General features: G+C 44.4%; 10 protein-coding genes. 2 read left to right on the forward strand and 8 right to left on the reverse strand.

Features of this window, described 5'->3' with window-relative positions:
- Positions 1-4: 4 nt before the first annotated feature.
- The 5 genes from BLQ44_RS08215 to BLQ44_RS08235 form a co-directional block, all read right to left on the reverse strand.
- Entirely contained in the window at positions 5-3340 is a 3336-nt protein-coding gene (locus tag BLQ44_RS08215) for a glycoside hydrolase family 31 protein (protein ID WP_093193521.1), read from the reverse strand.
- Between the two features lie 70 nt (positions 3341-3410).
- On the reverse strand, positions 3411-4685 hold the full coding sequence (locus BLQ44_RS08220) for an ABC transporter substrate-binding protein (protein WP_093193413.1): 1275 nt from the start codon (positions 4683-4685) through the stop codon (positions 3411-3413).
- Between the two features lie 31 nt (positions 4686-4716).
- The gene (locus BLQ44_RS08225; protein WP_093193522.1) at positions 4717-5598 is read right to left on the reverse strand and encodes a carbohydrate ABC transporter permease; all 882 of its coding nucleotides are present in this window, start codon (positions 5596-5598) and stop codon (positions 4717-4719) included.
- A 14-nt stretch (positions 5599-5612) separates the two neighbouring features.
- Entirely contained in the window at positions 5613-6482 is an 870-nt protein-coding gene (locus BLQ44_RS08230; protein ID WP_093193414.1) for a carbohydrate ABC transporter permease, read from the reverse strand.
- 19 nt (positions 6483-6501) lie between these two features.
- Entirely contained in the window at positions 6502-7719 is a 1218-nt protein-coding gene (locus tag BLQ44_RS08235) for an ROK family protein (RefSeq protein ID WP_093193415.1), read from the reverse strand.
- Positions 7720-7940: 221 nt separating this feature from the next.
- Here BLQ44_RS08235 and BLQ44_RS16790 point away from each other — a divergent pair, with 221 nt between their 5' ends.
- Positions 7941-8708, forward strand: a complete 768-nt coding sequence (locus tag BLQ44_RS16790; protein ID WP_176757473.1) for a general stress protein — start codon at positions 7941-7943, stop codon at positions 8706-8708.
- A gap of 49 nt (positions 8709-8757) precedes the next feature.
- Here the strand turns inward: BLQ44_RS16790 and BLQ44_RS08245 are convergent, their stop codons facing one another.
- Both BLQ44_RS08245 and BLQ44_RS08250 read right to left on the reverse strand, forming a co-directional pair.
- Entirely contained in the window at positions 8758-9405 is a 648-nt protein-coding gene (locus BLQ44_RS08245; protein WP_093193416.1) for an SDR family oxidoreductase, read from the reverse strand.
- A 13-nt stretch (positions 9406-9418) separates the two neighbouring features.
- Positions 9419-10051 (reverse strand): NAD(P)-dependent oxidoreductase, encoded by a 633-nt coding sequence (locus tag BLQ44_RS08250; RefSeq protein WP_093193417.1) that lies wholly within the window; start codon positions 10049-10051, stop codon positions 9419-9421.
- 207 nt (positions 10052-10258) lie between these two features.
- Between BLQ44_RS08250 and BLQ44_RS08255 the strand changes: the two genes are divergently transcribed.
- Positions 10259-11815 (forward strand): BCCT family transporter, encoded by a 1557-nt coding sequence (locus BLQ44_RS08255; RefSeq protein ID WP_407690370.1) that lies wholly within the window; start codon positions 10259-10261, stop codon positions 11813-11815.
- Positions 11816-11857: 42 nt separating this feature from the next.
- On the opposite strand, the gene BLQ44_RS08260 is transcribed toward BLQ44_RS08255, so the two are convergent.
- Positions 11858-12268 carry a LysM peptidoglycan-binding domain-containing protein gene (locus BLQ44_RS08260; protein ID WP_093193419.1) on the reverse strand — a complete coding sequence of 137 codons (411 nt, stop codon included), beginning with the start codon at positions 12266-12268 and terminating at the stop codon, positions 11858-11860.
- Positions 12269-12367 lie beyond the last annotated feature (99 nt).

Below are 12367 nucleotides of genomic sequence, written 5' to 3' on the forward strand. Positions count from 1 at the left end.
AGATTCACACCTCCCCTGTGGTGATGACAAGTACTTCTTTGTCATTGCCGATCACTTCAATATCCAGGTCCTCTATATCCGTATCCGCCTTTACTGTCACTTCTTCTTCAGAAACATCTACTTGAAGCTTTATCGTATGACCAAGATGATCCGTCAGCGTTTGATGAAAGGGTGCATCACAATACACGCGACACAGTGGTTGTTTATATGAAGATAAGTCATTACCCACGGCACTTCCAAGGCCTTCAGAAGGAACAACGTTCAAAAGTAGTGCTCTGTTCATACGGATAAATACTGGAATATCATCTACTTCCGCTTTACAAGTGATATAAGCAGGCCCTTCATGAATCTCTTCTGTCCATAGGTTCACCCATTTCCCTTCCGGAAGATAGACCTGCCGCTCAACATGATCTTCCTCGATGATAGGAGCCACAAGCATCGATTCACCGAATAAGTACTCATCATACATACCTGCCACCCGTTGATCTTCAGGGAAATCAAGCATCAGTGCTCTCATTAATGGCTCTCCTGTGTTGCTGGCTTTCTCCGATTCCTGATAAATATAAGGCATGAGGTTCATTCGCACATTAGCAAAAAATCGGTATACATCAATAACCCGGTCGTCCCCTGTGCGGGAAGCGATGTTCCACGGCGTACGGTCCTGGCTGAACTCTGCCTTACTCTCCGCGTGATATTGCATAATCGGGCAAAAGGCTGCCATCGATGAGGAACGCATAAATAACTCTGCGGTAGGAATGTCTCCGTTAAATCCGGCCAGGTCCCATCCCCAGAACACAATACCTGCCAAACCAGCATTCAACCCGGCTACAAGCGACCTCTTGAACGCATCGAATGTAGATCGTTCATCCCCAGCCCAGTGTGCAGGGAAATTTTGTGCCCCCGTATAACCTGCACGGCTGAAGGTGATACCATTGTTTTGCTGAGCAAAGTTGTAATATGCCTGAATGTAATCGTTAGGATACTGATTTCGCATTTCACTTCCCGTCTGACCATTCGCAAACTGCAGATTCTTACCGAAAACGAATTCTCCTCCATCTGTCTTAAACCCATCGACGCCTATATCCAAAAGGTACTGGCGTTTCTGAAACCACCACTCCCGGCCTTCGTCATGACTGAAATCCATAATGAGACTATTGGTAAACCAGTTTTCAGGAATCCTGTACGGAGTGCCATCCTGGTTCTTGACCACATACCCCTTTTCGATCATGTATGCTTCATCCTGATCTTTCAGTGGATGTGTTTGTTTATTTAAGTATTTTTGAATCGGAATCTGCCATAAGATAAGTTTCAGATTTTCATCGTGTATACGCTCGACCATCCCTTTTGGATCCGGCCATCGTCCCCAGGAAGGGAACTCCATTTCTTCATAACTGTGAACATAGCCGGGTTCATTCAATTCATAGGTAGCGTCATTGAACATATAATACGTCGCTTCATCACTCCATTGTTCCAATACGATAACTGTAGCAGGGATATCATGATTATTCGTCGCTTCGATTTCATTCTCTACAATGGATTGACGATCCCAGTTGTTGCTCGACATCCAGGGACCGAGCGCCCATGCGGGAACCATTGCAGACTTACCAGTCTTTCTCGTATATTGCTGCAATTGCTGTTTATAATCACCAAAATAAAAATGAACAGTAGTTTCCTGTACGTTTTTATTTTGTTCGAATGTCCATGTCGTTTTATCTTTCAAAGATGATGCCAAGTCAAACATTGTGTACATCGAAGTATCTACATAACATCCATACCCTTTGTTGGTCATATAGAACGGGATAGGGATATATGTCCTTGTCCCCTGGTCTCTGTATTGGTTATATACATAACAATCGATGACTTCCCCGCGTTGCTCTATCGCATTATACCTTTCGCCGAAGCCATAAAATTTCTCATTTTCTGGCGTATACCAGTGGATTTGAAATTCGCGGACCACTCCATCTATGTCCTCTTTCCATTCAAATGTGGGCAATAGTGAATGAGTACGGAGAAGCTCTTGTTCCTTGTAGGTCAGTATGATTTCGGCACTTTCAGCATGAACTCTAAGCTGATAATCCCCTCGAAAAATAGAAGCTTCTTCACCTATAGAAGTATCCATTTTATTGCCATACTGACGAATCCTCATATCCATACCCTGTTCATTCATAGTAAAAGTAAGGTTGTGCCCTTCGCCGAAATGAAGTTCCAGGGTGTCTTCTGTTCTATTCGTCACTTTAAAAGAGTTCGCATACTTCTTTTGTCTTGTATAAAGGGTATACGTATCAGAACTAAGATTTCCACCTTCTTTAAATGTCACATGAAAACTGTAGGAGTATTCTCCATGCTGCGGTAATGAGGAAATCTTCCCCTGGTAAATCAGTGTTTCTTCCTTCATTTTCGGTTGGAGCTCGAGAGAACTTTCCCAGTCCCCATTTTGGTTTTGTATAAGGACTTCTACATTCCGGATTTCCTTCTCGCTGACTACCTGACAAGCTATGTGAACATAATCTTCAGGCGTAGGGTAGTGAGGGGATCTCTCGGTAAGTTGCGGCAGGTACACATTCTCATTTCCCAAAGGGTGGTGAATGATTTTTTCTCCTTCGCCAAACTGAGAAGCATAATGGTCAAACAGAGAAAGAACAACGTCCCACAGCTCGTCTTCCTCCGAATGAGCTCGTGCTAAATGAGAGTAATGAAACGCATTTTCTTTATCGGATTTTTCAAGAAAATAGAGAGCCATCAAAGCTGTTGCAGATTTTGACGTATGGTCAGCACCCCGATAAGGAAGCATGCCACCCTCTTCCTCCAGATGCAGCACCATTTTGTTGGTAGCTTCTACGATAATCAAATCTTCCGGAGAGAATAATCCATAAGGCATTACGGCAAGCGTCTGATCGACAGAGATTCCTCTTGTTTCTTTTCCATTTAAAGCCGTTCCTCCGGAAAGTAATTCATTGAATACAAAATCTCGAATCTCTGTCATCACTTTCTGCAGGAATATCGCCTCTCGGTTATTCTTCGTTTCGGTCAATGCTGCGTACACCATAGAAACGTTGGAAAGATAAATATCTTTTTCGTTCCCCCATAGATCCGCGTTCGGCTTCTTCCACTCCTCAGCCAAATAGGCAATATGAGGTTTATAGTCGATACCTGTGATTTCTTTGTTATTCGGTTCCAGGTGGACCTGTTTCTGCAGAAGCCACACCCATGTCGCTATGGTATACAAAGGATCCTTTTCCACGTCTGGCTGGTAGTCTTTGATTGTTTCTTCAACCTTCGCATGCTCTCCCCGCAATTGGTCAACATGAGCGCGAAATAACTGTATATAAGTCTTATCCATGATTGTCACCCCTTCATGAAAAAGGATATATGTGAACGTGCTCCACATATATCCCTCTCCTTTCATACAATTAGTTCAAAATATTTTCGTATTCGGATTGCAGTGTCTTAATGACATCTTCCGTTGATTTGCTTCCGTTCAAGGCTTTTTCGAATTCCTGGTTCGTTACATCATTGATCTGACTCCAATTCTCCACTACTGGAGGAAGTACCAACGTGTCCAGTGCGTTGAATACAGCCTCGCGATTTTCCGGAGGAGTCTGCTCAAGGTAAGGCTGAAGTACTTCATCGTTGTTTACAGCCGGCAATTCCCAGGAATTTTCTACACGCAGTTCAGCTACCTGATCACTGGCACTCATGAATCGAGCAAATTTATAGGCAGCTTCTTTCTTATCAGTATCGGCGGAAACAGCCAGACCATTCGCAAAGAAGTGGTGGGCTTTCTGCGTGTTACCTGCTTCCAAAGCTACATCCCATTCGAAAGATGCGTCTTTGAATGCGTCAAACATCCAGATACCTGTGTGAACAATACCAAGCTGTCCGTTCATGAATAGATCAGCTGGAGCCTGACCGGACATTTCTGCCGGAGAAGGAGTAACGCCTGACTCCGTAACTTTCTCCACCATGTAATTCATAGCTTCCAGGTTTTCTTCTGTATCTACCGTAGGCTCTCCATTTTCATCGAATAGTTGACCACCGTTTTGTGCCGCAATCTTAAAGTATTCATTCATTGTTGCTGGAGCGTACGTACCCCATACATTATTCTCTTCGTTTGTGATTTTCTCAGCTGCAGCCAACTCGTCTTCCCACGTCCAGTCAGCAGTAGGATAATCAACACCTGCTTCATCAAACAAGTCTTTGTTATAGAACGTCAAAACGTTTGAAAAGCTCTCTACCATTCCATATTGTTTCCCATCATACTGGTAAGCTTTGAATGCTTCCTGATTCAATTGAGAAGGGTCGAAATTATCGTCTTCTTCAATGAATCCGGAAAGGTCAGCTAAGGTACCTTTGGAAGCATATTGAACGAAGTTTTCATAGTTCAACTCAAATACGTCCGGAGCGTTCCCGCCAGCCAATCGAGTTTGCAACTTCGTAAAGTAATCATCATAAGCAGCCAGTTCTGTATTCACTTTGATATTCGGGTTCTCTTCCTCAAAGGCCGTTACAATATCGGCTAGTACGTCTTCATAGTTAGGAGCAGCGGAAAAGCTATAGTATGTTATTTCCGTAGTGCCGTCCCCACCTTCTTCTCCACTTCCTTCACTTTCTCCCTCTGAGGAACAACCAACCAAACTAATAACAGCAATCAGGAAAAACAAAGATAAAAGCCACAATTTTTTCATGTCATTCTCTCCCCTTTTAATAAAATTGAATTTATTCTTTCATTCCGCTCATGGTCATGCCTTGGATGAAATATTTCTGAGCGAAAAGATAGACAATTAAAATCGGTAGTACACTAATTACGACACCAGCCATCATTAATCCCCAGTCTGTAGCCCAACGCCCCTGAAGCAGGGACAGACCCAGTGGCAGAGTCGCTAACTCCTGGTTACTGATGACGATCAAAGGCCACAGGAAGTTGTTCCAGGATTGCATGAAGGTGAAAATTCCGAGAGCGGCCAACATCGGTTTGATCAATGGCAGGCACACTCGATAGAAGACTTGGAAGTGATTAGCGCCATCCATGAATGCTGCCTCTTCCAATTCTCTCGGTATTCCCAGCATCGCCTGCCTCATAAGGAAAGTTCCAAACACCGCGAACATGGTAGGAATGATCAATCCAGGATACGAATCCAGCCAGCCAAACTGTTTAATCAAAATGAACTGGGGAATCATTGTGACCTGCGTCGGCACCATCATTGTTGCCAGGTATAAAAGAAATAATTTATCTCTACCACGGAACTGCATGCGTGCAAAAGCATAAGCCGCCATGGAACTGAAAATCATTTGTCCAATGGTCGTCAGCACCGCAACAACGATAGAATTCCATAGAAAACGCATCATAGGAAATTGTTGCGTGACCTTTTCGTAATTTTGAGAAGTAGGCTCGTTCGGTACAAATTCTGGAGGTAGAACCATCGTGGCTCCGTCCGGCTTCAAAGAAGTAGAAACCATCCAAAGAAAAGGAATCAACATGATGGAAGCGCCTCCAATTAATAATAAATAAAAAAGAATTTTGTTTATGATTGGACGCCGTTTCTTAGATCTCTTTGACTTCGTGTTCTGATAAACCAACGCTTTACTCGAATTCTCCATAGCCATATATCAATTTACCTCCTGTCTTGAACTTTCATCTGAATCCATGTGAAGAGGAAAATGACTAGAAACAACACCCAACTCATAGCGGAAGCATAGCCCATTTCAAAGTAACGGAAAGCATGGTTGTAAATATTCTGCACCATTACTTCCGTTGATCCTCCGGGTCCTCCCCCTGTCATAATCATGACCTGATCAAACACCTGAAAAGAGTTAATCAGAGAAATGATTGTCACGAAGAACGTCGTAGGTGCCAGCAATGGAATGGTGATGTTCCACAGCTTTCTCGCTTTTCCTGCACCATCAATTGAAGCAGCTTCATAGAAAGAAGGAGATATATTCTGTAGACCTCCCAAGAAAAGAACCATGACAAATCCTATGTCTTTCCAGGCACTTGCCAGGATGATACCTATCATTGCTGTGTTAGGATCACTTAACCACTGCGGACCATCAATACCTATAATTGATAAAGCATAATTTATAAGTCCATACTCCGGGTTGTATAACCATTTCCATACAAGGGAAACCGCTACCCAACTTGTAATGACTGGTAAGAAAAACGTGGCTCTGAAAAATGCCCGGAATTTCATTTGCTTATTTAATAACAACGCACAAGCTAAACCAAAAATCAGAACCAGTGGGATATAACCAAGAATAAAGAAGATAGTATTTCGAAAGGAAACCCAAAAATCAGGGTCCTGTGCTAAACGTATGTAGTTTTCAAAACCCGTGAACTGCATCTCTCCAAGTAGATCCCAATCTGTGAAACTGATAATCAACGAAGAAACAATCGGAGCTCCTATAAATGTTAGAAAACCAAGCAGATTGGGGAGAAGAAAGATACAAAGCCAAAAGAATGTTTTTTTCCTTGTCATTCCTACCATGTATCCCTACCTCCTTCGCTTAAATACTTTGTTTCATTTGTTCATAAATCGGCTCTTGAAAGAGTTGACTTATTGCTAATAGAGCTCCTCCAGTGAACCAGGAATCGTCCTTCAAATGGGAAAAAACAATATCGGTATCAATGCTTACTTTTTCAAAGAAATTATCGTTAGCAATAGCAAGAACTTCTCTTTCGAAAAGGTGTTTATATTTCACACCCTCCCCTACAATAATAATTTTTTCCGGATTCAATGTATTGATCAGGTTTCTTAATCCATACCCGAGGTGTGTGCCCATCTCTTTCATGAGAGACTGGGCGAACATATCGTCTGCCTCGGCTGCTTTTGCTACAGCCGAGAAATGATGGTCCTCTCCTTCATAAGTCGGATCTTCCTTCAATCTTTCTTTGATTTTGTTCTCGAAGTAAAACTCAGAAGCATACATCTCAAGGCAACCTTCCTGACCACAGTGACAAGGATAACCACCCATCACAAGATTCGTATGTCCGAATTCTCCAGCTCCCCCTACAGCTCCGTAATAAATTTTTCTATCAATAACAACAGACAAACCTAAACCAGCTCCGATTGATACGACCAAAAAATTATTATCTTTCTGACCTTCTCCTTTTTCAAGCTCAGCCAGTGTATATCCATTGATATTGTTATCAACGAATACCGGAACTCTTGGAAATTTCTCTTTAATCATCGAGGTAACAGGAACGTTTTCCCACTCCAACATTGAAGATCGAATAATTTCACCTTCGTGACGATTTACAAGACCAGAAGATAAAACACCGATGCCTAAAAGGTGAGATATGTCTTTGTCCTGCTCAGAGAAAATCATTTTCACTTCTTTCTCTATCAACGACACAATTCTTTCGGCGGATTCCTTCTTTTCAAATGCAACATATGTTTTGAGAAGGATCCCACCCTCCATGTCTGTAAGCGCTGTCAAAATTTGTTCTTCTTCAATTTTGATACTGACAACATATCCATGGTTTTCATTAAACTTCAGAAGCTTCGCTTTCCTTCCACCAGTAGAAGAAGCTTCCCCCACTTCATATATAAGATTCTGAGCTTTTAACTCATCCATGATATAAGAAAGTGTAGAGACTCCAAGTTCGCATTGCCTAGAGATTTCAGCCCTACTGATTGGTTGCTGATGACGGATAATATTCAATACTTTGAATCGATTGATCTCTTTGATAAGTTCTTTGCTGCCAGTTCTTAAAGCCTTCATATATTCACCTCATTAAAGAAACAACTTACTTCTTTCATTGAATGAATTAAGTTTAACTATAATATACACGACCCCATGTATTAAATCAACACCTTTTTCATTTTTCTGAAAATTTAGAGCATGTAAATATATGGGTCATTTTTCTTATTTTAATGATATTTCGCATATTCCACTTTTTCGCGGGTATCGTTCACCAAGTTGAATTCCAAGGAGGATTTAGTATGACAAGCCACTTGATCGGCGGCGTGTTCTCTCACGTCGGAGATGCTGAAAGAGCAATTCAAGGATTGACGAACCACGGGTATAAAGCAAATGACATTTCCGTTTTTGCCCAGGACAAACACAAAGTGAATGTACTCGAAGATGAAACGAAAACAAGCGTCACCTCCAACAAAGGCGGGCGCGGGGAAAATGCCGGAAAAGGTGCCGGCATCGGTGCTGCTTCAGGAGGAGTGCTCGGAGGACTAAGCGGTCTCGTTGTCGGCCTTGGACTTCTTGCCATACCGGGGGTCGGCCAAATCGCTGCCGCAGGTCCTCTCGCATCCGCTCTCACAGGAGCTGGCGTCGGAGCCGGCGGTGGCGGAATCGTCGGAGCTCTTGTAGGCATGGGCATGCCAAAAGAACAGGCCAAGCAGTATGAAGGTCATTTGAAAGATGGGAAAATCATCGTACTAGTGGAAGCTGCAGAAAATCATGCGGAGAAAGTGTATCGCACCTTCATGTCCAACCGTACCGAAAACAGTTCCATGTATCCGGAACACGTACGCAATGAACATGACCATCACAACCATCATAGTCACAACGGTCATCATGAGGACCACGAACACCACAATGATCATAATCATGACCGCCATCATGAAGATCATGAACACCACGGGAGTCATCATGATCACCAATTCGAAGAACCTTTCAACCCTGAAATACATGACAATCAGACGGAACACAGTCACAATACGGATGAAACACGCTCGGATCGTCACAAAAAATAATACGAACGAAAAAACCCTGGACGATTCTCATCGTCCAGGGTTTCGTCTATCATATCGATTTCAATGCATCTACCACAGAGGTGTCACCTTTCGTCACCTGAAATTCTTTATTGATCAGGCTGTCGTTATTAAGCGTCTCTACAATCACTTTCGCCACATCTTCGCGAGGAATCTCATCCCTCTCAACTTCGGCTGCGGCGTTCACTTTTCCGGTACCATCTTCGTTCGTGAGACGACCCGGGTGGATGATGGTATATTCAAGCCCAGAACTCCGTAACCACTCGTCCGCATAAAACTTACATGCTGCGTAAGGGCGGAAAGCTTCACTTCCCCAATGCCCTCTCCTTGTATCGAAAGAGCTGATGAGGGCGAAGCGGCTCACACCTTTCTGTTTGGCTGCTTCCATCGTCTTCACCGCTCCATCCAAGTCGATCATGATCGTTTTGTCTTTGCCTGTATTCGGTCCGGAACCTGCAGTGAATACGACCGCATCCACATCGTCCATGACTCCGGCAATAACATCGATTTCGTCCTCGAGATCGACGACGGCGGTACCAGCCCCCATTTCTTCAAAATAAGAGGCTTGAGTCTTGTCTCTGATCATCGCCTTCGCTTCAAAGTGCTCACTTTCCTGAAGCAGACGCACGACATGCTTCCCGATTTGACCGTTTGCACCTACGACTAATACTTTTTTCATCGAATCATTCCTTTCAGTTACTGATGACCGGTGACTCTTTGATATGATCATTCGACTCGGCAAGATCGGCCATAAACTTGGCAACACTGGCTCGTGATACTCTCATACCGACTTCATCCTTGCCATAGTACCCGACTTTGACCGGCTTCTTTCCTCTGTCTGTCAAATAACCGACACGTACCAGCGTCCAGTCGAGGTCCGTGCTTCGGACAGCTGCAGCGAGGCGTTGTACTTCCCGCTGATTGTTTGCAAATCCGAGTTGAAGAGCAGAAGCAATAGCATTCCGGCGGAAATCTTTCTCGTCATTCGGGTCTTTCACGCTGCTTGTGGCAAGACCGACAAAACGCTTCGTTCCAACCTCTCCCATCGTTTCGACGATATTGATCACGCCTTCACTGAGGGTCTGTTTCTTCGCACGTCCATTAGGTCCGAGCAGACTGATCACTGCGTCTACATCGCGAACGGTTTCTTTTATTTTCTCCCTCTCATCAAGGCTACCCTCAATGATGGCAAGACGTTCGTGTTCCATCGGATACAGTTTTTCCGGACTTCTCGCATAAGCATACACTTCATGACCTCTCTCCAGTAATTCATCCACGAGACGGAGCCCGGTAGATCCTGTACCTCCAAAAACTACGAATTTCAACGAAAAACACTCCTTTCTTCATACATACTCCACCCTACTAATTTCCCGTATCTCCATTTCTGAAACAAATTAACCAATTACTGGCATACCTCCTTTACAATTCGGGTATGTGCCTAGTACCATGTGGTGAACATTTATTCATCGCATCATTATACATACCTACAAGGAGGCAGCACCGTGGACAAGAAACAGAAGAAATTCAAGTTCATGAACACGACATTCTGGTCATCTTTCATCATCATTTTAGCCTTCGCTTTATGGGGAGGACTGGCGCCTGAAGCCCTAGCTTCCCAGGCTGATGCCATCTACGGATTCATCGCGAACACATTCGGATGGTTTTATCTTATTTTCGTATTCTGTCTTGTCATTTTCAACTTCTACTTAGCATTCAGTAAATATGGAGTCATACGTCTCGGAGGAGATGATGCCAGACCCAAATACCCGTTTTTCACCTGGGTTGCCATGCTTTTCAGTGCCGGTTTCGGTGTAAGTATCGTATTCTGGGGTGTCGCTGAACCGATGACGCACTTCGGTACTCCTCCCCCCTTCGATCCAGGAGTGGAGGCGGGCACGGCTGAAGCTGCCCGCACGGCCATGTGGAATGCTTTCTTCAACAACGGGATCCACCAGTGGGCCTCCTTCACATTCGTCGGTCTTGCTATTTCCTACTTCATTTATCGTCAGGAAGAACGCAGTCTGATGAGTGACACATTGAATCCGGTGATAGGAGATACCGGTAAAAAACCGTTACGCCGTTCCATAGACAGTATTGCTGTCATCGCGACTGTCATGGGGGTTGCGACTACACTAGGACTTAGTGTTCTTCAAATCAATAGTGGACTTGATGCGACATTCGGGATTCCTTCAGGGCAGACGACCCAAATTCTGATTGTGCTCGCCATGTTCGTCTTTTTCATGGTATCTACGTTCTCCGGACTGGACCGGGGGATCAAATACTTAAGTAACGTCAACCTGGCCCTTGCCTTGTTATTGATGATCGTCGTTCTGTTCATCGGTCCGACCGGCTTCATTTTCAAAACGATCACGACCGGTATCGGCGACTACCTGCAGAACTTCTTCCAGGCGAGCCTGCGCCTTGGTCATTACAGTGAAAGTACCTGGGTACAGGATTGGCCGGTCTATTACTGGGCATGGACGATTGCCTGGGCTCCATTCGTCGGGATGTTCGTAGCGCGTATTTCCCGCGGACGTACGGTACGTGAATTCGTACTCGGGGTTATGGTTACACCACCATTCCTCGGAATCATCTGGATCGGTATTTTCGGAGGTACCGCTATTCATTCGGATCTCTTCAACGGAACAGATATTGCAGCGAGAGTGGCTGAGAACGAAGCCACCGCCTTGTTCGCCCTATTTGAGCAGTTGCCGATGGGAACCATCCTATCCTTCCTGTCCATCTGTCTGTTGTTCACGTTCCTTGTCACCTCTGCCGACTCGGCAACATTCGTACTGGGCATGATGACCACGCAAGGGGATAGAAACCCATCCGTCGTCATCAAAGGGATCTGGGGTACACTGATTGCGGCTCTTGCCATCGTACTGATCATCAGTGCCGGACTGAACGGGCTGCAGACCGCCTCACTGATCGGAGCTTTACCGTTCTCGATAGTACTCTTTGTCGTCGCAGTCTCACTACTCATGACAATACGCAGAGACTACAGGGACACGCGCCAACGTAAAGACATCGAGAAACACAAAAGAATTGCGGAACATATCGAAGATGAAGAAAACGGAACTTACTGATAAGAAAAAGCTGCCGAATGGTTTCGGCAGCTTTCTTCTATATTATTGATAAACCCTGATTTTTTGTCCAACTTGAAGGTTAAGAGGATCTACATCAGGATTCAAACGGTAAATATCTCCTAGAGTTGTGTCCTTATGCAGATTAGCAATGCTGAAAAAGCTTTCTCCTGGCTGAACGGTATGATACTTCTCAGACCATTCACCTTCCGCAGGAGCAACTCTTACTTCCTGCCCGATCTGGAGATTCCTCGGTTCAATCCCCGGGTTCCATTCATAGATGTCCTCGAGCGTTACCCCGGCATGAAGATTCGCCATACTATACAGGGTCGTTCCCGGAGAGACAGTATGGAAGGTTTCTTCTCCTCCATCTTTGTAATCATCCGCAGCAACACTTCCGCCACCAATTCCAAGAGCCAGACCTGCAACCGCCAGTGAGATGACATGTTTTTTCACAGTTAGCCTCCTTAGAATATGTTCTATAAAACTTTTTTCCGGTGACCCTCTTCTTTAAACGTTTTACGTTTTTTGATAAAGCAGTACATACTCCATAAA

The organism is Salimicrobium halophilum, assembly GCF_900100295.1.
Taxonomy (GTDB): Bacteria; Bacillota; Bacilli; order Bacillales; family Halobacillaceae; genus Salimicrobium; species Salimicrobium halophilum.